Consider the following 20,657-nt stretch of genomic DNA (forward strand, 5'->3'; position numbering starts at 1 on the left):
GCACCCCATGCAGAATGATCCTTTCCGCATCCGCGATCACGTCGCCGAGTTCGACGACATCGTCGCCGAGATCGTTCGTCGCAGCACGGAGGTGCGGGCAACCATGCCGATGGTTGCCGATATCGCCTATGGAGCGGATGCCACCGAGACCATCGACCTGTTCTTTCCGGAGGGCAAGCGCGACCGCCTGCCGGTCCATATGTTCATCCATGGCGGCTACTGGCGCATGTTCTCCAAGCGCGACTATTCCTATGTCGCCGAGACGGTGACGCGCGCCGGCGCAATCGCGGTCATCGTCGATTATGCGCTGATGCCGGCTGTGAGGATGGCCACGATCGTCGACCAGGTGCGGCGCGCCAAAAGCTGGGTGCTCGACCATATCGGCGATCACGGCGGCGATACCGAGCGCCTGACCGTGAGCGGACATTCAGCCGGCGCCCAACTTGCGACGATGCTTTTCAATGACGACGGCCGGACTTCGACAATCAAAGGCGCGTTGCTGCTTGGCGGTCTCTACGACCTGAAGCCCCTTCAGACCTCTTTCCTTGCCGCCGAGATCGCGATAACGGACGAGGACGCAGCCAGGTTCTCGCCGCTCACCCGCCGTTTCGATCCGTCGGTGTCGGTCGAGATCGCTGTCGGCACCGATGAAACGCCGCCATTCCACAGCCAGGCCGAGGCGTTTACGCGGCATCTGAAGGAGCAGGGACTACAGGTCTCGCAGACCGCCCTTCCTGGAGCCAATCACATGAGCAGCGTTCTCGACCTCGGCTTGGCCGGCACCGAGGCGGCAACCATGCTGACAAACCTGGTTTCCGGCTGAGGCCATTGGCGTCGGCGACTTTAGCCAGGGATATTCAGCCGCCGCGCGTTGCGCAGCTCCCGCCCTCCGATCCCATGCAGATTACATTCCGCCCTCGGGCGGGCATTTTGCAGCAGGCTTTCTGCGAAAACTCAGCCGGATACGGCCGTGATCTGGGCGGCCTTGTCGGCGCGCAGCAGCATGCCGAAGAGGTCGCGTGGCTCATCCGGGTCCGCCAGCAGATCGAGCTCCTCGTAGAGGCCGGTGCGCTGAAGCTGGTCGCGGACGTAGCGCAGCGCGGAAAAGTCCTCGATCGCAAAGCCGACGGAATCGAACAAGGTGATCTGGCTGGCATCCCGGCGGCCGGCGGCCTTGCCGGTCATCACTTGCCACAACTCCGTCACGGGATGGTCCGGCTCGAGTTGCTGGACTTCACCCTCGATGCGCGACTGCGGCGGGTATTCGACGAATATGTCGGAGCGCAGCAGAATATCGCGATGCAATTCCGTCTTGCCGGGGCAATCGCCGCCGACGGCATTTATGTGCACGCCCGATCCGACCATGTTGTCCGTCAGGATGGTCGCGGAGCGTTTGTCGGCGGTGACCGTCGTGATGATGTGAGCCCCTTCCACCGCCTCCTGCGCCGAAGCGCAGATCGCGATGTCGAAACCGAACCCCGCAAGGTTTTTCGCGCACTTCAAGGATGCCGACCGATCGATGTCATAGAGGCGAAGCCTGTCGATGCCGAGCAGGGCCTTGAAGGCGATGGCCTGGAATTCCGACTGGGCGCCATTGCCGATGATTGCCATGCAGTCCGCCGCATTGGGAGCAAGGTATTTGGCCGCGACGGCCGACGTCGCCGCCGTGCGCAACGCGGTCAGGATGGTCATTTCCGAAAGCAGCATCGGATAGCCATTGCCGACATCGGCCATCACGCCGAACGCCGTCACGGTCTGGCGCCCGTCGCGCGTGTTTTTTGGATGACCGTTGACATACTTGAAGCCGTAGAGCTGTCCGTCGCTCGTAGGCATCAGTTCGATGACGCCGTCGATGCTGTGCGAAGCGATGCGCGGGGTCTTGTCGAACAATTCCCAGCGTCGGAAATCCTCTTCGATATAGGCAGCGAGATCGATGAGAAAGCGATCGATGCCGACGGCAAGAACCAGCTTCATCATGTGATCGACGCTGACGAAGGGCACGATGTTGAGATGGGGGGTCACAGTTCAATAACTCCGTGTGGGACGGTCCATGATCCGCCGGCCCATCAGGCTCGCGGTCAGGTCCACGAGAAGGGTTGCGGTGCGGTTGCGTTCGTCGAGTGCGGGATTGAGCTCGACCAGGTCGAGGCTGGTGACGAGACGGCTGTCGTGCAACATCTCCATCACCAGATGAGCCTCGCGGAAGGTGGCGCCGCCCGGCACGGTGGTGCCCACGGCAGGCGCGATCGAAGGGTCGAGAAAATCGACATCGAGGCTGACATGCAGCATGCCGTTTTCGGCACTGACCCGCTCGAGAAAGGCGCGAAGCAGCGGGGCCATGCCGTATTCGTCAATCATGCGCATGTCGTGCACGGTGACGCCCGCCTTACGTAGCGCTTCGCGCTCCGCCGGATCGACGCTGCGGATGCCCAGTGTGCAGATACGGGCCGGATCCACGCAAGCCGCCAGGCTGGGGAAGTAGCCTTCGAAGCCGGGTTGCCCGCTGGCATAAGCCAGCGGCACGCCATGCAAATTCCCGCTGGTCGTGGTGTCGAGCGTGTGAAAATCAGGATGTGCGTCGAGCCACAGCACGAACAGCGGGCGGCCGGCTTCCGCCGCCCGGCGGGCGATACCGGCCAGCGTGCCGGCGGAAATGCTGTGGTCGCCACCAAGGAAGATCGGCATGGCGCCGGCGCTGGCTGCATAGGCCGCCTCGGTAATCGCCGCCGTCCATGCGACGATTTCCGGCAGCGCCTTCAAGGCGGCATTGCCGTGGCTGATCGGGCGCAGATCGGCAGAGGCGACGGTGCCAAGGTCGGCCAGCGTATGCCCGAGTTCAGTGAGCGCTGCCGCCAGGCCTGCGGTACGCAGCGCACTAGGCCCCATCTCGCAACCCATCCGGCCCGAGCCGACCTGGATCGGTGCCCCGACGATCGTACAATGCATCCGTATTTCCCCGCGCGTTTTCTAGGCCTCATTGGAGCGCGGATAACTGGCAGGATGAACATATCAAATTGGCAAATTTGTCGAAATGGGCTATCAAAATGGAATGATTCGATTGCATTCTGAGCCATGGATCAGCTTGACGAACAGCTCATCACGCTTTTGCGGCATGACGCGCGGCGCAGCATCTCGGACCTTGCCATGGATGTCAGCGTCTCGCGGGCAACGGTCAGGTCTCGCATAGAGCGCCTTGAAAAAGCCGGTGCGATCATCGGTTATACCGTCATCCTGCGAGCCGATGCCGTCGACCAGCGTGTACGCGGCATCATGATGGTGGAAATCGAAGGGCATGCCGCCGATCGTGTGATCCGCGCTCTTGGCGGCTTCTCGGAGGTTTCGACGATCCATACCACCAACGGCCGCTGGGACCTGGTGATAGAACTGGGGACACAGACACTGACCGAATTCGACGCCGTGCTGCGGCGCATCCGCCTGATCCCCGGCATCACCGGCAGCGAGACCAGCCTGTTGTTGGCGACACCCCGGAGCACCAAGGCGCGGCTTTGATCGCTGTCTGCGAATAGCCTAGCTGGCCAAACCGGCAGTGCTGCTCCTGCACCGTTGTGCGGCGCAACCCTAAATGAGCTCGGACTTGGCCAACCTGTGGCAACCTCCAGCGGGGGCGGACCTTGCTGAGAAGAACAGAGCTGCGTGAGCGGCGAGATCTGTCATCGACCCGCGTCACGCGACACCGATTGAGCGAACGCGTCAAGTCGCGCAAGTCTGCCCCGTCCTAGTGTTGGTGGCCTTCCGGCTCAACCATCTTGAACGGCAGGACCTGTTGCTTGCCCTTAGAGGTCAGGATCAGCCTCGCCTCGAACTCGTGCGGCTCGGCGGGGGCGACGCTGCTTTCACGGCGGTGGTGATTGCCGGCGACAGGCCCGAGCGAAAGCGTCTCGGGACCTTCGGACCGGTCGATGATCACGGTCGCCCCCAGATCGTCGGCATGGCTGTCGATGGTGAGACGCAAGCGCTCGCCAGCGGGCGTATCGACGATTTCGAGCGTTCCCGTTGCCAGGTCGCTGACGACCTTGAAAGGCTCCGGCGCATGATCGGCGTGGGCCGAACCGCCCGCCACGGATCCGCCTTCGCCTTCCAGACGGATGTTCGCCTCCGAGAGCGCCGGCAGGTGGTCGAACAGCTCCCCTCTCAAAGCCTCCGCGATGCCGACCACATCCTTTGCGCTCGCTGTCTCGGCCACCTTGATGGCGATATCCGCATGCAGCCTGTGGCCGATCCAGCGCGCCCGCACCTGGGCGACCCGTTGGATGCCCCTCACATGTTCAGCCGCATGATGGATTTCCTCGACGATGCCCGGCTCGACGCCATCCAGCATGCGTGTCAGCACCGCCTTTGAGGACTGCCAGACGATGGCGAGGACAGCCACAGTGATCAAAAGGCCGATGATCGGGTCCGCGAGCGGGAAGCCTAGCCAGACGCCGGCCGCGCCAAGCACCACCGCAAGGCTGGTGAAGCCATCGGTGCGGGCGTGATAGCCGTCGGCGATCAGGGCCGCGCTGTTTATCTCGCGGCCGACGCGGATGCGGAATACCGCGACAGCCTCATTGCCCAGGAAACCGACGAGGCCGGCGGCGGCAACCCAGCCGAGGAAGCTGATGGCTTGGGGATGGATCAACCTGTCGATCGCCTCATAGCCGGCGACGATGGCACTGAAGAGGATAATCAGGACGATGATGATGCCGGCCAGGTCCTCGACCCGGCCAAGGCCGTAGGTGAAGGTCTTGCTGGGCTTGCGCCGCGCCAGCATGAAGGCGATCCACAGCGGGATGGCGGTGACCGCGTCGCCGACATTGTGGATGGTGTCGGCAAGCAGCGCCACGCTGCCCGAGAGGAATACGATGACCAGTTGCAGCACCGCTGTGAGGGCTAGCAGCACGAACGACCATTTGATCGCCCAGATGCCGCGTGTGGTCGTCGCGATTGTGGGATCGACCACGCCATGCGTGTGGCCGTGTCCGCCCTCGCCATGGTCATGGCCATGCCCGCCGAAGCCTTGAGCTGCCGGGCCGAAGCCGAACCAGCCGCGAATGCCGTCCATCATGGAGCGTGTCTCACAAGTATTTGGTGATGTCCTTGAATTCATCGATCGAGCGGCGCTGCTCACGCGGCAGCGGCCCCACGACATCTTCCAGGCAGTGGTTTAGGTGATCCTGGATGAGCGTCTTCTTGGCCTGGGAAACAGCCCTTTCGACGGCATGAAGCTGCTGGGCAATGTCAAGGCAAGGCCGGCCTGCTTCGATCATCTCAATAACGCCCCTCAGATGACCGTCGGCCCGCTTCAGCCGTTTGACGATGTCGGGATGGGTCTCGTGAATGTGGGGACGCTCTTTCATTCTGAAGTGCTATCCCCCCGGAGGGGATATTGTCAATTCAGGATGCTCGATTCCCCGCGGCGTCCCGAACGCTACTTTCGACGGTTGCATGGCTGGTTCTGGCGATCGCGGCGCCAGCGACATCGCCCTGACGCTGCGCACCACTGTTAAAATGCACCGACGCGATGACGTAGCGCGGCGCCCCTAAATGTGATCATGCCGTATCGGCTGCGGGCGCACTCAAAACCCCGTGCGGCAAAGGTTTTCAAGATCCGCCTTTGCTATTCCCTCGAGGCCGAGCGCGGGAAGAATATCGTTATCTCCCTTGAGATCGCGACCGTAAGCCGCCGATAATATCGAAACTCCAGACTCGTGGAGCGTCGCCGGTTTCTCGGTGATCTTACCCAACAATACGGTCGGCAGCAGTCCAAACGGAACATCCTCGAGAATGTAGCGGCTTTCGATTGTTGTCGGACCAAAGCCGCCACGGCCTTGACGATCCATCTCCTGGTTCATCTCCGAAACGGTTCCCTTCGGAACATGAAACGACAATGAAAAATGCTCCTGGACGGTGCGAACCGCGATACCAAAATGGGCCGCGATGGCTAGCCGTTCGGCATCCAGAGCCTCGATAAGGCGGCCAGCGGCAGGGGTGACGTTTCCCCCCTGGCTCCATTGCTCGGCTTTTTCCATGCGTGTCAAGTTGAGGAGGGCAATTCCCAAGTGGTTTTGCGGATTGAGGTTGCTGAGCGCGATCGCAAGCATGCCGTCGCGCTTGACAAAACGATCACCAAATAGGCTCGTGCAAAATCCGTATCCTTCATCCTGAGCTTTGAAAGGCAGCGTCGCGACATCAAGCTTCTGGCGAATGGTGGTGACATGGACCTCGGTTGGCCCGAGTTGCCGCCCGGTCAACAGTGTTGTGCCCCACAGGACGATCGGCAAGCTGACCTTGCGCTCCGCCAACCGCCTGGAGAGATACAGTGCCCCGAACGAACAATGCGAACTGATGATGACCGGGATTCCATCGATCAGATGGGGGGCGGCAGCATCCATCACCATCCTGTGGCCGTAAGCCGGAAGTGCAATCACCACCACGTCCGCGTTGGCGATGGCATCCTTGCAATCCTTGGCGATGCGCACCGGTACCGTCGCCGCGATGTCCCCCGTCGCTTTCAACAATTCGCCGGTAGCCAACCCCTTGGTGCGCTGCCCCGACGGTGACCAAAGCATTGGCGAATGCCCCGATCCTGCCAAATAGGCGGCAAGGCCATAAGCAATTGCTCCGGCGCCCAGAATACTCACGCGCATAATATTCCTCCTGTCGCAGGCTTTGTGGTTCGAGAATCCTTGCCGCCGTCACCTGAATTCTTTTCTTCAGGAGGCTTCGCAAGCTGGAGCCGCGTCTGACGTCCCTGTCCGCCTCCGACCCGGATTCTGGCGCTGAGGCCGGCATATGCACAAAGCCCGTAACGAACATTCGTTTCCACTTGACATATATCAAAAACGAATGAGACGATGTCAATCATACGGATTACGCATGTAGGAGAAACATGGAAACCCGGGACCTTCAGACCTTCCTTGCGGTTGCTGCCAGCGGCAGTATCACCAGGGCGGCTGACATGCTCGGGCGTTCCCAGCCTGCGGTGACGCGCACCATTCAGGAGCTCGAGGCCGAACTTGGCTTCGAATTGCTGCATCGGATCGGTCGACGGGTGCAGTTGTCTGAAGAAGGAGTCGCGTTCGAGGAGGAAGCACGACGCCTGCTGATGTCCTTCACCGAACTCGCAGCGCGGGCCAAGATGATCGCCGCCGGCAGAGGGCGAATCCTGCAGATCGTCACCACCTCCGCGATCGGCACCGGCTTGATCCCCACGGCCTTGGCTGAACTCCAAGGTGCCGAGCTTCCGCACGAGACGCATCTCGGGCAGTTCCTTCCCTCGACCGTCGCTCAGGAAGTGCGCAGCGGACGTGCCGAGGTCGGGTTTTCAAGCCTGCCGCTCGATACGCCCGGTCTGGATGTCCTGCGGCTCTATTCGGCGCCTGATGTTGCTGCCGTGCGGGAGGATGATCCGCTGGCCGAACTAGATGTCATACCGCTTTCCGCTTTTGCCGGCCGCCGCGTCGCCACGTTGCTCAACCCGCTGCGTTTCCAGTTGCATGTCTCCAAGGCACTGGCGGCCAGGGGCATCGACACCGGGCCAGTAATCCGCACGAATACCGCCTATGGCGCGTTGCAGATCGTACGCCGGACCGGTGTTGCGGCTGTCATCGATCCCCTCACCGCCTATGGCGTGGGCTTGCCTGGGGTCGTCATTCGCCCGATCGATGTAACCGTCCTCTTTTATTGGGGTGTTGTGGCTGGCGAAAAACGCCCCCTTCGTCCAGTCGCGCAGGCGTTGGTGGATGCGGTCGAGGCGGTGGCTGAACGGTCGATCGTCGGCTTCAAGAAACTCGATCCGACCCTGGCCGGGCAATTGGTGGCCGACCCCGCCTCCGGCACAAATCACGGAACGGGAATATGAAGCACACCCCCAGTTCGCTCCCCCCGAGAGGTCTTGCCGCGCTCGAAGCACAACTTGCTCAGGATCTCGATGTCCTCGAACTACCCGCCAAGCCATGGGTCCCCGCGCGCTCGCGCGATGGGGTGCCGGTCCGTGACGTCGTGGTGATCGGCGCCGGCATGTGCGGACTTGCTGCCACCGCAAAGCTGGTGCTGACGGGGATAACCAATGTCGTCGCCTATGACGCGGCTCCGGCCGGCTTCGAAGGGCCATGGATAACGTTTGCCCGCATGCAAACGCTCCGGTCGCCGAAAACGCTGCACGGTCCGTCGCTCGGTCTGCCGCAACTGACATTCCGCGCCTGGTTCACGGCACAATGGGGCGTCGAGGCATGGCGGTCGCTGGACAAAATCCCCAAGGGCCAGTGGATGGACTACCTGGTCTGGTACCGGAACGTGCTTGGTCTGCCAGTGCGCAACAGCGTGCGCATGACAGGCGTTGCAGCCGTTGGCGATCTGATTGCGATCGATGTCGAGGGCGCGGAAACCGGCCGGGTTCTCACCCGTCGTCTCGTTCTAGCCACCGGTCGGTCCGGTCTCGGCGGTTTTGCCGTGCCCGATTTCCTCAGGGGCATCGATCGCTCCTATTGGGCCCATTCTGCCGACGATATCGATTTCGATGCACTGAAGGGCAAGCGTGTGGCGGTTATCGGCGCCGGTGCCTCTTCGATGGACAATGCCGCGACGGCGCTCGAGGCGGGCGCCGGTTCAGTCGACATGTTGATCCGGCGCAAGGAAATGCCGCGCATCAACAAGCTGACCGGGATCGGCAGCCAGGGTGTCATCCTCGGCATGTATCATTTGCCTGACGCCTGGAAGTGGAGATTCTTCGACTACACCGCCTCGACCCAGACGCCGCCGCCGCGTTCATCGACGCTTCGCGTGTCTCGTCATGCGAATGCCCGCTTCTTTCTCGACTGCGGCGTGGTCGCGGTAAAGGAAGATGCCGGAGGCCTTCTGGTCGAAACCACGCAAGGACCGATGCGCTACGATTTCATGATCGCTGCGACCGGCTTTTCAAATGACTTCAGTGGTCGCCCGGAATTCGCTGCCCTCGCCCCACACATTCGCACCTGGTCGGATGGTCGATATACGCCGGACATGGGGCCGCCGCGCGCAGGCATGTTGGAGGCACCGGATCTCGGCCCCGCCTTCGAATTCCGCGAGCGCGTCCCCGGTTCCTGCCCGATGCTGGCGCATGTCCACTGCTTCAACGACGCCGCCATGCTGACCCATGGTAAGGTCTCCGGCGATATCCCGGCCGTCAGCGCCGGTGCCGACCGTCTGGTCCGCGGCATTGCCGCGTCGCTGTTCGCCGAAGACGTCGAAACCCACTTCGCCAATCTGATCGCCTATGACACCCCGGAACTTCTGGGCGACGAATGGGTCGATTCAACACCCTTGTTGCATAAGGAGGCCGCACTGTGATCGACGCAATGGACAAGGCTGCAGGTCTTTCACCGGACGATGCCCTTTTCGCTGCACGGCGGTTTCGGCCCGAATTTGTGCGAGGGGCCGAGGAATGTCGCCTCTCCGTCCTGCAGCCGGCAAACGATCAGGGGCTGGCACCGAATTTGCGGGTCGCTCTGGCCCGTCGCATGGCAGCTCTGAACGCCGATCCCGTCCTGATGGCCGAATATGACGTGCAACTGGCTCAGCTTGGTCCCACGGAGCAGCTTCTGTCCTTGGCCTGGGGAGAAACGGGTTTGAATGAACCCCTGGCGACCATCGCCCGACATGTTGACCTGATCACCCTGACGCCGAAAAAGGCGGAGGCGAGCCACATTGCCCTGCTCGCCCAAGCCGGATTGGACAACCCCCAGATTGTTGCACTCTCCGAATTGATTGCCTTCATCAACTTCCAGACCCGGGTCGCGACCGGCTTGCGATTGATGAGGCGGGCATGATTTCCTCGGTGCGCCTGAAGCCGCTGAATTGGCATCCCTATATCGCACCGGTCGAGCTATCGGAGGCAACGCCGGAACAGCTCGAAGCAATGAAGGTTACGCCGTCGGCCAAGAAAGTTTCGGAATATGTGCGCACCCTTGTGCATGATCCCGAGAGCTATCTTGCCCGCACGGTGTTGTTCAACGCGATCATGTACGTCGAGGGCGGGCTTGCCCGTCCCGACCGCGAGCTTGGCGCACTGGGTGCCTCGATCGTCAATGGCTGCAAATTCTGTGCCGTCGTTCACGCCCGCCGGCATGCAGAGCTGACCAAGAGCGATGAAGTGGTCACGGCGCTGTATCTCGACAAACCTGAAAAGCTTGGGTCGCGCGATGCGGCAGTCTACAACTTTGCCCGCCGCCTGTCGGCGGCGCCGTCGGAAGCGACGGCAGACGACGTCGCCTCGCTGCGATCAGTCGGCATGAATGATGCCGAGATCATCGACCTCGTCCACGCCATAGCGATCTTCGGCTGGGCAAACCGGCTGATGCACGTCTTGGGCCATGCGGAGAGCGGGTGATGACGTTGCATCCGGTCAAGCCAGTCCGTCCCACACTTTCCGAAGGGCCAACCAGCAATGCTTGAACTCAAAGATATAAAGCTGTCTTACGGAAGCACGCAGGTCCTGAACGGCGTCAATCTCTCGGTAAAGCGGGGTGACGTGGTGTCGATCATCGGCCCCAGTGGCACCGGCAAGACCACGCTGCTGAAATGCATCAACTACCTGGCCAAGCCGTCGTCAGGAACCATCGCGTTCGATCAGATTCGGATGGACTACCAGCGTTCCGACAAGGCCGCTGTCCAGGCGATCCGGTTGAGGACGGCGATGGTCTTTCAGCAGTTCAACGTCTTCAAGAACATGACGGTCCTCCAGAACGTGATGGATCCGCTCGTTGTGGTGCAGCGCAAATCCAGGGAAGAGGCGCGGGAAATCGCGCTCAGAGAGCTCGATCGGGTCGGTCTCTCGTCGAAGCGAGACAGCTATCCATCCCAGCTCTCGGGCGGCCAGCTCCAGCGCACCGGCATCGCACGCGCGCTGGCGGTGCGTCCTGACGTCATCCTCTTCGATGAGCCTACGTCATCGCTGGACCCTGAACTTGTCGGTGAAGTTTTGAAGGTGATCAAGGATGTCACGTCGTCAGGGATCACGTCGCTGCTTGTGACCCACGAGATGCAATTCGCAAAGAACATCTCGAACCGGATCGTTTTCATGGACCGTGGCGTGGTTGCCGCCGACGGCAATCCGGCTGAAATCTTCGACGCGCCTTCCAGTCCACGACTGGCTCAATTCCTGCAGTCAGAACTCGCTTTTCAATAGCTCAACAAGAAGGGAACCCAAGAAATGTCTGCAATCACATCCGGTTTTTCCCGCCGCTATGTCCTGGCCGTCGCTGGTGGCATCGCAATTGCCCTTGCAACCGCGGGGACCAGCTATGGTCAGGCCGTCCGGACGATCAAGATCGCGACGTCTGCCGAATCCAAGCCGCTGGCCTGGGGGGCCATCGGCGTCGAACCGCAAGGCTATGAGCCCGATCTTCTGAGGGCGATCAATGCGAAGCTGCCGCAATACAAGTTCGAAATGGAAGGTGTCTCTGATATCGCCCAGGAAACCGGCCTTGCCACCGGGAAGTACGACATCGCCGTAGGTGGCTACTACAAGTCGCCCGAGCGAGAGAAGCAATTCATCATTCCAGAGAACCCGATGGGCGCCAGTCTGATGAAAATCTATAGCAAGAAAGACAGCGGCATAAAGGAAATGAAGGACCTGGTCGGCAAGAGGATCGTTCCGACCACGGCCGGTGGCGGAACCTACAAGTTCATCATGAACTGGCAGAAAGAGAATCCGCAATACAAGCTCGACGTCACGGCATCGAGCGCCGGGATCCCCTACCCGAACCGCCTGGATGAAGTTCAGAACGGCAAGTTCGACGCATTGGTTCTACCGTCTAACCTCGGTGAGCAGGCGGTCATCGACAACAAGAAGCTCGATATCGTCGCATCGGATCCGGTCTACAGCAACAACACGTACATGCTGATTCACCGGTCAGCGGAAAACAAGATCCTGGCCGAGGACGTCAACAAGGTGCTCAAGGAACTGAAGGACGACGGCACGATCGACAAGCTCTCGCAGAAGTGGTTCGGCGAGGACATCGTGAAGTACATGAAGTAACAAGGCGTCCTTAGCTGCATCTGGATAGCCGGCGTTGAGGCAGAACTGCAAGAAGGAGTGTTCCAAGTGGACGTTTCTGCTATGATTCCCGAGTTGCTCTCGGCGTTGCCGCTGACGCTGGCCATCACTTTTACGGCCCTCATTGCTGGGCTCTGCCTAGCTCTCCTTGCGACAACACTCCGGGTCCGCAGGGTGCCAGTGATCAGTCACCTGGCGGATCTCTACGTATCCTATGCCCGGAGTGTTCCCGTCGTCCTCCAATTGTTCGTTGCGTTTTACGGGCTTCCCTTGCTGGTAATCCTGTTCGGCTCCGAAGATTTTTTCTCGCCGACGATCGCCGCGATGGTGGCGTTGAGTTTTTATCACGGCGGCTACCTGTCAGAAGTCCTGCGACCTGCATATCTGGCCGTCGATCGCGGCCAGCATGATGCGGCAGACAGTCTTGGATATACCTTTCGCCAGAAAATCACGCGCGTCATCGGGCCACAAGCAGTGCACTTCGCATTGCCGGGCTACGGGAACTCCGTCATCTACCTGATCCATAACGTTGCGCTGGTGATGTACATCGGGGCGGCGGATGTCATGGCGACCGCGCATTTGATCATGGAGCGCGACTATAATCAGTACCAGTTCGAAACCTATCTCGTGCTGGCGGTCATCTATTCGGTGATGTGCCTGATCGCATGGCTCATCGTCCGCTTCTTCGAGCTTCGTTCCCCGATGCAGGCACCGGAGGCTACGACATCTGCTCAGATCAAGAACACACTGATCGCGAGCGTGTGACCTAACAAGGGTATTTGACCATGTTTGAGACCGATATCCTGCTCCAGGACTCGCGGGAAATTCTGGGCGCCGTACCCGTAACGCTTGCAATGGCCCTCACGATCTTCGTGCTCTCGACGATGGTCGGCAGCCTGTTTGCGCTTGTGGAATATAGACGGATTCCCGCACTGCGAGAGCTCGTCATGGCCTACAAGGTCGTCTTCAAGGGCGTTCCGATGGTGATCGTGATCTTCCTCGCCTATTTCGGTCTTCCCCCCGCGCTTCAGTTTCTGTTTTCATTGGTTGGCATAGACTTCAACGCCCACCAAACGCCCAATTGGGTTATCCTTGTCATTGCGGTGACCGGCTGTGTCGCGGCGTTCCAGGCCGAGATTATCAAGGGAGCCCTCAACGCCTTTGACACCGGTCAGGCAGACGCAGCCTATTCGCTTGGCTATACGAGGGGCCAACTGTTTCGACGGGTGCTATCTCCCCAGGTCGCCCTGACAGCAATTCCCGATCTGACAACCTCGATGATGGTTATCATGAAGGCGCTTTCACTCGGATTCGCCATCGAGGTTGTCGATATCTTCGCGCAATCACAACTGACCGCCGCGTTGAATTTCTACTATCTCGAAGCCTTCGTGATTGCCGTCGTGATCTACATGGTGATTGCCTATATCGTCACACAGATCGCCGACAGGATGGAGCAAGCGCTTAGGGTACGGACCTGAGGATGTGGAATAGAATGTTCTAGCAAGATCGACTTGTCTTCCGCAGAAGCATCCTGGTAGTCGATGCCGCAATCGATGCGCGCCTCGAGCCGTGCGGCGTTCCGCGAACCGTCACGGCGGCCGACCTTATCTGGTGCGGAATCGAGGGATAGAGCCGAGACAATTTGAGGCCTCTCGTTAAGAATGCGATAACCAATTGGTAACGGTGCCTGCCTAGCTTCGTGATCCGATGGCCGGCTCGCCCGGCCACATTTTACACGGAGCGGCGACGGGCGGGCGGATGTATCTGATATTGGAGAAGCTTGTCGCCTTGCCGGCGTCATTGTTGAAATTCGCCTTGAGGATCTCGGTCGTCATCGTGTTTTGCGCCGCCTTTGCTTCCGCCGTGCAGGCCAATTCCAGATTTTCAGCCATTGTCATCGATGCCAAGACCGGCAAGACCCTCTACAGGGATCATGCGGATGCTCCGCGCTATCCAGCATCTCTCACCAAGATGATGACGCTCTACCTCATCTTCGACGCCCTCGAGAGCGGCAGGATCTCGAAAGGCACGGCAATACCGGTATCGGCCAATGCCGCCAACGAGGCGCCCTCCAAGCTCGGACTGAAGCAGGGTCAAACGATCACCGTCGAACAGGTCATATTGGCCCTGGTAACGAAGTCCGCCAACGATGCCGCGACGGCCATTGGCGAGTTCCTCGTCGGGTCGGAGGCCGGCTTCGCACGTCTCATGACGCAAAAAGCACGACAGTTAGGAATGACCTCCACCACGTTCAGGAACGCTAACGGACTGCCCGACACAGCCCAGAAGACCACGGCGCGCGACATGGCACGCCTTGGCCTGGCGCTCAGGGATCATCACCCTGGCTATTATTCCTACTTCAACACCCGATCCTTCAAATACAAAGGTCGGCGCTTCGGCAATCACAACCATCTGCTCGGCCGGGTGAAGGGCGTGGATGGGATCAAAACGGGATACACGAATGCCTCGGGCTTCAACCTGGTTTCTTCCGTCGAGGCGCAGGGCCGCAGCATCGTCGCGGTGGTGATGGGCGGACATACGGTCAGGAGCCGAGATGCACGCATGAAGCGTCTCATCAGCCGCTATCTGGCTAAGGCTTCCAACGGTCCGGACCGGTTCAGGATCGATCGTGGCGGAGAAAGCGCATTGGTCGCCTCCGCGGTTTCGAACGCATCGGTGCCCACTCCGACGTGGAAGCCGGCTCAGGTGGCCGATTCCCGAGCCGCTATCGCCGCCGAGGCGATGGGCGATGTGCCCAGGGAGCAGGCCCTGTCTGCCGATGCCATCGATCCGATCAGCACCGCTTCCACCCACGAAGGTCAATGGATCATCCAGATTGGATCGATGCCAAGCAAGGCCGCAGCTCGTGAAATCCTTTCACTCGCGGCTCGCGAAGCACCAAAACTGCTTTCGAACACTTCTGCTTTTACCGAGGCATTCGAAAAAGGTGGCGATGTGTACTACCGCGCCAGATATGCCGGCTTCGACAACAAGTCGGAAGCGTGGCGCGCTTGCGGGCGACTGGCGCTCAAAAACATCGATTGCTACGCGCTCACTCGGTAGGTGGGACCGAACGCCCATGCGAACGCTGCAACTCGCCTCTCCCGACGTCGTCTCACTAGGACCATGCGGCAATATCGAAAGATGTCCTCGAGCCCTCTTCGATCCTTCGCATGGGGCTTCGCTGTGAGACGCCGCGGTTGTGCGCCTCGGAGCAACGTCGTCTCGTCGACTTATCAAGACACCGGTTGCGGTTTTTTCGTCACGGGTAGCGTCCTTCGTTGTTGCCTCATCGCTGCACTATGTGTTGCAACTGTCACAAAGGCCGGCCCTCAAGCTGCCGCCAATGGGATTGCCTTGCCGCGCTTCGCGTCGTTGAAGAGTTCTCCTGTGAATATGCGGGTCGGACCGGGCACCCAATATGACGTCGAATGGGTTTATGTCCGGCCCAGGATTCCGCTTGAAATCTACCAGGAATATGGAAACTGGCGGCGCGTGCGAGACTGGCAGGGAACATCCGGCTGGGTCTTCGGTCCGCTTCTTTCGGGGCGAAGGACCGCTGTAACCGCCCCATGGAGCAAGGACAAGATCGCGCTGCGCGGGAAGCCTTCGGTTTCCAGCCTCGTCACCGCATGGCTGGCGCCGGAAGTAATTGTCGAACTGGTGCGCTGCGACGGCCAATGGTGCAGGGTCGCGGTCAATTCGCTGGCAGGCTTCGTCAGGCAAACCCGCCTTTGGGGCATCTATCCTAACGATATACTCTAACAGCAGCACTCGTCGGAAGGCTGCTGCTGGTCGGCCGGTGATCGCATCTCGCGTCGCCTTCAGCCAAATCAAACCTCGCGAGAAAAACGCCGAGTTGAAGGCGTTCCGCACAACTATGGCTGACATCTGGCCGCCGACAGAGCCCCTCCCACCTGTCGCAAGCCTTCGCGAGGGCCTGCCCGACTATTCCGGCGGCCGTCGGACAATGGACTTCCTCAAGTCAGCCGTCGCCCAACACCACCTCCGCGGGCAGTTTCCAAACGTCATTCGGCAGCTTCGACCGATCTCGATGCCGGCACGATCCGCGCGGCACAATATTTGAACTCGGGGATCTTGCCGTAAGGATCGAGCATAGGATTGGTAAGCATGTTGGCCGGGCTCTCGTTAAAGCAGAACGGCATGAACACCATGCCATCGGCGACCTCTCGATCGGCCCGCAGAATGGCTTCGACAATGCCGCGCCGCGTCTCCACGTTGATCACGTCTCCCTGCGCAAGGCCGCGGCGCTTGATCTCGTAGGGATTCATTGCAGCAATGCCGTAGGGCTCGATCGCGTTGAGCACCCCGGCGCGGCGTGTCATGGCGCCCGTGTGCCAGTGCTCCAGCAAGCGACCAGTGGTTAGCACCAGAGGATATTCGTCGTCGGGCACCTCGTCGGGAGGCAGGAGGTCGGCGGGCACGATGCGCCCGCGGCCATCCGCGGTCGGAAACCCGGTGGTGAAGACGATCTCGTTGCCAGGAACATCAGGACCATCGGCAGGATAGACGACGGACTCCTCGCGTTCGATGCGCTCCCAGGAAATGTGCTTCAGCGACGGCATTACTTGCGCCATTTCGCCGAAGACGTCCGAAACGTGCCTGTAGTTCCAGTCCAGCCCCATGCGGCTGGCAAGCTCGATGATGAGATCGAGATCCTGCCGCGCCTCGCCCGGCAGGTTGACGGCCGGCCGGCCGATCTGCACCTGCCGATTGGTATTGGTGTAAGTGCCGAGCTTCTCAGCATGCGCGGAGGCAGGGAGCACCACGTCGGCATGCCACGCTGTTTCGGTCAGGAAGATGTCCTGAACAACCAGATGCTCTAGCTTGGCGAGTGCGGCGCGCGCATGGCTCTGGTCGGGATCGGACATGGCCGGGTTCTCGCCCATGATGTACATGCCCCGGATCTCGCCGTCATGGATCGCGTCGACGATCTCGACGACGGTCAAGCCGCGTTTGGGGTCGAGCGTCTGGCCCCAGAAATTCTCGTACTGGCCGCGGATATCGGCATTCTCCACCGATTTGTAGTCGGGGAAATACATCGGGATGAGGCCCGCGTCCGAGGCGCCCTGGACATTGTTCTGGCCGCGCAGCGGATGCAGGCCTGTGCCGGCGCGCCCGACATGCCCCGTGATCAGCGCCAGCGCGATCAGGCAGCGCGAATTGTCCGTGCCGTGGGTGTGCTGCGAAATGCCCATGCCCCAAAAAATCATCGAGCGCTCCGCCTTGGCATAGGTGCGCGCCACCTCGCGCAGTACACCGGCCTCGATGCCGCAGACGGGAGCCATCGCCTCGGGCGAAAAATCCTTCACCTTGGCCTTCAATGCCTCGAAGCCGGAGACATTGGCCTGGATGTACTGCTCGTCATAGAGCCTCTCTTCTATGATGACGTGCAGCAGCGCGTTGAGCATCGCCACGTCGCTGCCCGGCTTGAAGCGCAGCGCATAGCTGGCGTGGCGCATCAGTTCCTGGCCGCGCGGATCCATCACGATCAGCTTGGTGCCGCGCTTTGCCGCTTGCTTGAAATAGGTGGCGGCCACTGGATGGTTTGTCGCCGGCCGCGCCCCGATGATGATCACGCATTCGGCCTTCATGGCGTCCATGAAAGGCGCCGAGACCGCGCCAGAGCCGACGCCCTCCATCAGAGCGGCCACGGAAGAGGCGTGGCAGAGCCGGGTGCAGTGGTCGATATTGTTGGTGCCGAAACCCTGCCGGACGAATTTCTGGAAGAGATAGGCCTCCTCATTCGACCCCTTTGCCGAGCCGAAGCCAGCCAGCGCCTTGCCACCATGCTGGTCGCGGATGCGTTTCAGCCCGCTGGCAGCGCGCTCCAGCGCCTCTTCCCAGCTGGCCTCGCGGAACACTGTCAGCGGGTCGACATTGCGCAGATCAATGTCGCCGGCCTTCGGCGCGTCGTCGCGACGGATCAGCGGCTTCGTCAGCCGTTCGGGCGACATCACATAGTCGAAGCCAAAGCGCCCCTTGACGCAGAGCCGGTTCTCGTTCGCCGGACCGTTACGGCCGTCAACCTGGACGATTTTATTGTCCTTGACGGCGACCTGCGTCTGGCAGCCAACGCCGCAAAACGGGCAAACCGTATCGACGACCTTGTCGAACGCCTGGACGACACGCGTCTTGCCGGTCTCGTCCATCAGCGATTTCTCGTAGAGCGCACCAGTCGGGCAAGCCTGGACGCATTCGCCACAGGTGACGCAGGTCGACAGGCCCATCGGATCGTGCATATCGAAGACAGGAATCGAGTGATTGCCGCGCTCGGCCATGCCGATCACGTCGTTGACCTGCACCTCGCGGCAGGCGCGCACGCAAGCGCCGCAGGTGATGCACGCGTCGAGATTGACGGCAATGGCCGGATTGGTGATGTCGAATTCTGGCGCTAGCCCCTCCTCGGTGAACTTGGAACGGTATCGGCCGCCCGAAATCCCCATCGAACCGGCCCATTGCCAGAATGCCGACTGGTTGTCTGGACCGTCGCTCGCCGGTCGCATGTTGCTTGCGAGGAGCTCGAATACCATCTCGCGCGATTTGCGGGCGCGTTCGGTATCGGTTTTCACGACCATGCCGGCGGAAGGCTGGCGAACGCAGGAGGCAGCCAGCACGCGCTCGCCTTCGATGTCGACCATGCAGGCGCGGCAATTGCCGTCGGGACGATAGCCCGGCATGTCGACATGGCACAGGTGCGGAATCTTTGTTCCCTGGCGCTTGGCGACATCCCAGATAGTCTCGCCGGGGGCGGCGCTCACGGTTTGCCCATTGAGGGTGAATACCACGCTCTCGGCCATCAGAGGTCACTCCGGAAATGCGTCAGCAGATGGTTGATCGGATTGGGCGCCGCCTGGCCCAGGCCGCAGATCGACGAATCGCGCATCACGGCTTCGAGGTCGCGAATCTTATCTTCCGGCATCGGGCCCTGCTCCTGCAAGATAGCCACCAACTTTTCGGTTCCCTCGCGACAAGGCGTGCACTTCCCGCAGCTCTCATGTTTGAAGAATTTCATGAGGTTGAGCGTGACCTGCTTTATATTGTCGGCCCGCGAGAACACGACTATAGCATGGGAGCCGACGAAGGCGCCCTGCTTGGCCAGATCGCCGCCGAAATCGAGCGGAATGTCCCCCAGTGCTGCTGGCAGGATGCCGCCTGAGGCGCCACCCGGCAAATAGGCCTTGAACTCATGACCGTCCGCCATGCCGCCGCAATAGTCGTCGATCAATTCGCGTACCGTGACGCCGGCCGGCGCCAGCTTGACGCCGGGATTTTTCACCCGGCCGGATACGGACCATGAGCGGATGCCAGGGTGGCCGGGCCTGCCCTGCGCAGCGAACCATTGCGCGCCCTTTTCGACGATGTCGCGGATCCACCAGAGCGTCTCGACATTATGGTTGAGCGTCGGTCGTCCGAACAGGCCGACCTCGGCGATGTAGGGGGGGCGGTGGCGCGGCATGCCGCGCTTGCCCTCGATGCTTTCCAGCATCGCACTCTCCTCGCCGCAGATATACGCGCCAGCGCCGCGGCGGAGCTCGATGAAGCCCGGCTTGACGATGCCGGTGGCCTCGAGCGCGGCGATCTCCTGACGAAGAATGGCGAGCACCGCAGGGTATTCGTCACGCATGTAAAGATAGATCCGTTCCGCCTCGACGGCGTGCGCCGCGATCAATGCACCCTCAAAGGCACGGTGCGGATCTCGCTCGAGATAGATGCGGTCCTTGAAGGTGCCGGGCTCACCCTCGTCGCCATTGATCGACATCAGACGCGGGCCCGGATAGGAGCGCACGAACTGCCACTTCTTGCCAGCGGGAAAACCCGCACCGCCCAGACCCCTCAAGCCCGCATCGCCCACGGTGGCGATGAGCTCGTCCGTGGTCAGCGCCCCAATCCGTACCCGCTGCAAAAGCTGGTAGCCGCCCGCCTGCCGATACGCCTCCAGCCCGACATAATCGGGCACGTTCACACCGGTCTCCGCTGCCGCGGCCATGCGCCTCAGGCCCTCGGCGGTTGCCTGGTCGACCTCGCGATGACCGATACGCGCGGCAGGCGCGCCAGCGCAACGGCCCATGCAGGGCGCGCGCATGACCCTGATCGCCGCTGGATCGGCGCCCGCTTGCAATTCAGCCAGGAGCGTGTCGGCGCCCGCCAGCATGCAACTCACTGAATCGCACACGCGGATTGTCAACGGCGCAGGCGGCGTCTCGCCTTCCTTCACAACGTCGAAATGGTCATAGAAGGTCGCCACCTCGTAGATCTCGGCCTGCGACAAGCGCATGTCTTGCGCCAGCGCCCGCAAATGCCGCGCCGACAGGCAGCCATATCGGTCCTGGATCAGATGAAGGAATTCGATCAGCAAGTCGCGCCGTCGCTGGCGCGCGCCCAAGAGCGCCTGGACCTCGGCGAGCGCGGCGTCATCCAGCGGCCTGCCCTTTGGTCCGCGATCACGCGGCCGTCGTTCCTGGATCGTCATGTGCTCACCTCCCCGAGTGAAACGCCCTTACCTCTTAACGATACCCCGCGGACCAGGATGTCGACTATGAGGCACGACATGTCCCCTGCACGACCAGCGCAAGCATTGCCTCGCAAATCTTGGGGCCGC

General features: G+C 61.1%; 20 protein-coding genes. 12 read left to right on the forward strand and 8 right to left on the reverse strand.

Translation table 11 applies throughout. From position 1 onward, the window contains the following. Positions 1–7 precede the first annotated feature (7 nt). Positions 8–823, forward strand: a complete 816-nt coding sequence (locus tag FJ490_RS15760) for an alpha/beta hydrolase (protein ID WP_140622775.1) — start codon at positions 8–10, stop codon at positions 821–823. 131 nt (positions 824–954) lie between these two features. On the opposite strand, the gene FJ490_RS15765 is transcribed toward FJ490_RS15760, so the two are convergent. Both FJ490_RS15765 and rocF read right to left on the reverse strand, forming a co-directional pair. Beyond that, positions 955–2,022 carry an ornithine cyclodeaminase gene (locus tag FJ490_RS15765; protein ID WP_140559895.1) on the reverse strand — a complete coding sequence of 356 codons (1,068 nt, stop codon included), beginning with the start codon at positions 2,020–2,022 and terminating at the stop codon, positions 955–957. A gap of 3 nt (positions 2,023–2,025) precedes the next feature. After that, entirely contained in the window at positions 2,026–2,946 is a 921-nt protein-coding gene (rocF, locus tag FJ490_RS15770; protein WP_140559896.1) for an arginase, read from the reverse strand. Positions 2,947–3,072: 126 nt separating this feature from the next. On the opposite strand from rocF, the gene FJ490_RS15775 reads away from it, so the two are divergent. After that, positions 3,073–3,510 (forward strand): Lrp/AsnC family transcriptional regulator, encoded by a 438-nt coding sequence (locus tag FJ490_RS15775; RefSeq protein WP_140499320.1) that lies wholly within the window; start codon positions 3,073–3,075, stop codon positions 3,508–3,510. Between the two features lie 226 nt (positions 3,511–3,736). Here FJ490_RS15775 and FJ490_RS15780 read toward each other — a convergent pair whose 3' ends face one another. The 3 genes from FJ490_RS15780 to FJ490_RS15790 all read right to left on the reverse strand — a co-directional run bounded on the left by FJ490_RS15780 (position 3,737) and on the right by FJ490_RS15790 (position 6,647). After that, positions 3,737–5,065 (reverse strand): cation diffusion facilitator family transporter, encoded by a 1,329-nt coding sequence (locus FJ490_RS15780; RefSeq protein WP_140565593.1) that lies wholly within the window; start codon positions 5,063–5,065, stop codon positions 3,737–3,739. Positions 5,066–5,075: 10 nt separating this feature from the next. Then, positions 5,076–5,357, reverse strand: a complete 282-nt coding sequence (locus FJ490_RS15785; protein WP_140499324.1) for a metal-sensing transcriptional repressor — start codon at positions 5,355–5,357, stop codon at positions 5,076–5,078. A 219-nt stretch (positions 5,358–5,576) separates the two neighbouring features. Beyond that, positions 5,577–6,647 carry an NAD/NADP-dependent octopine/nopaline dehydrogenase family protein gene (locus FJ490_RS15790; protein WP_140499326.1) on the reverse strand — a complete coding sequence of 357 codons (1,071 nt, stop codon included), beginning with the start codon at positions 6,645–6,647 and terminating at the stop codon, positions 5,577–5,579. A 242-nt stretch (positions 6,648–6,889) separates the two neighbouring features. Here FJ490_RS15790 and FJ490_RS15795 point away from each other — a divergent pair, with 242 nt between their 5' ends. From FJ490_RS15795 to FJ490_RS15830, 8 genes are all read left to right on the forward strand, one after another. Beyond that, the gene (locus tag FJ490_RS15795) at positions 6,890–7,861 is read left to right on the forward strand and encodes a LysR family transcriptional regulator (RefSeq protein ID WP_140499328.1); all 972 of its coding nucleotides are present in this window, start codon (positions 6,890–6,892) and stop codon (positions 7,859–7,861) included. Then, a complete protein-coding gene (locus FJ490_RS15800) occupies positions 7,858–9,327 on the forward strand; it encodes an NAD(P)/FAD-dependent oxidoreductase (protein ID WP_140728376.1) in 1,470 nt (489 codons plus the stop codon). The genes FJ490_RS15795 and FJ490_RS15800 overlap by 4 nt, the downstream gene beginning before the upstream one ends. After that, positions 9,324–9,806: a hypothetical protein gene (locus tag FJ490_RS15805; protein WP_140728375.1), complete on the forward strand. Its 483-nt coding sequence runs from the start codon at positions 9,324–9,326 to the stop codon at positions 9,804–9,806. Before FJ490_RS15800 ends, FJ490_RS15805 begins: the two co-directional genes overlap by 4 nt. Continuing rightward, positions 9,803–10,366 carry a peroxidase-related enzyme gene (locus FJ490_RS15810; RefSeq protein ID WP_140622763.1) on the forward strand — a complete coding sequence of 188 codons (564 nt, stop codon included), beginning with the start codon at positions 9,803–9,805 and terminating at the stop codon, positions 10,364–10,366. The genes FJ490_RS15805 and FJ490_RS15810 overlap by 4 nt, the downstream gene beginning before the upstream one ends. A gap of 57 nt (positions 10,367–10,423) precedes the next feature. Then, positions 10,424–11,164: an amino acid ABC transporter ATP-binding protein gene (locus tag FJ490_RS15815; RefSeq protein WP_140728374.1), complete on the forward strand. Its 741-nt coding sequence runs from the start codon at positions 10,424–10,426 to the stop codon at positions 11,162–11,164. 24 nt (positions 11,165–11,188) lie between these two features. Continuing rightward, complete coding sequence (locus FJ490_RS15820) at positions 11,189–12,016, forward strand: transporter substrate-binding domain-containing protein (RefSeq protein ID WP_140565603.1); 828 nt, start codon at positions 11,189–11,191, stop codon at positions 12,014–12,016. A 66-nt stretch (positions 12,017–12,082) separates the two neighbouring features. Beyond that, positions 12,083–12,799, forward strand: coding sequence for an amino acid ABC transporter permease (locus FJ490_RS15825; RefSeq protein ID WP_140565605.1), 717 nt, complete (start codon positions 12,083–12,085; stop codon positions 12,797–12,799). Positions 12,800–12,819: 20 nt separating this feature from the next. Beyond that, positions 12,820–13,512 (forward strand): amino acid ABC transporter permease, encoded by a 693-nt coding sequence (locus FJ490_RS15830; RefSeq protein WP_140728373.1) that lies wholly within the window; start codon positions 12,820–12,822, stop codon positions 13,510–13,512. A 213-nt stretch (positions 13,513–13,725) separates the two neighbouring features. On the opposite strand, the gene FJ490_RS33095 is transcribed toward FJ490_RS15830, so the two are convergent. Beyond that, entirely contained in the window at positions 13,726–13,926 is a 201-nt protein-coding gene (locus FJ490_RS33095; protein ID WP_246676715.1) for a hypothetical protein, read from the reverse strand. On the opposite strand from FJ490_RS33095, the gene FJ490_RS15835 reads away from it, so the two are divergent. Both FJ490_RS15835 and FJ490_RS33100 read left to right on the forward strand, forming a co-directional pair. Beyond that, positions 13,898–15,097 carry a D-alanyl-D-alanine carboxypeptidase gene (locus FJ490_RS15835; RefSeq protein WP_246676746.1) on the forward strand — a complete coding sequence of 400 codons (1,200 nt, stop codon included), beginning with the start codon at positions 13,898–13,900 and terminating at the stop codon, positions 15,095–15,097. The two genes, FJ490_RS33095 and FJ490_RS15835, sit on opposite strands and share 29 nt — an antisense overlap. A 327-nt stretch (positions 15,098–15,424) precedes the next feature. Beyond that, the gene (locus tag FJ490_RS33100) at positions 15,425–15,799 is read left to right on the forward strand and encodes an SH3 domain-containing protein (protein ID WP_281405101.1); all 375 of its coding nucleotides are present in this window, start codon (positions 15,425–15,427) and stop codon (positions 15,797–15,799) included. 263 nt (positions 15,800–16,062) lie between these two features. On the opposite strand, the gene fdhF is transcribed toward FJ490_RS33100, so the two are convergent. Continuing rightward, complete coding sequence (gene fdhF / locus FJ490_RS15845; RefSeq protein ID WP_140728370.1) at positions 16,063–18,855, reverse strand: formate dehydrogenase subunit alpha; 2,793 nt, start codon at positions 18,853–18,855, stop codon at positions 16,063–16,065. Beyond that, positions 18,855–20,528, reverse strand: coding sequence for an NAD(P)H-dependent oxidoreductase subunit E (locus FJ490_RS15850; RefSeq protein ID WP_140728369.1), 1,674 nt, complete (start codon positions 20,526–20,528; stop codon positions 18,855–18,857). The genes fdhF and FJ490_RS15850 overlap by 1 nt, the downstream gene beginning before the upstream one ends. Positions 20,529–20,657 lie beyond the last annotated feature (129 nt).

The organism is Mesorhizobium sp. B2-5-11 (genome assembly GCF_006440835.1).
GTDB lineage: Bacteria > Pseudomonadota > Alphaproteobacteria > Rhizobiales > Rhizobiaceae > Mesorhizobium.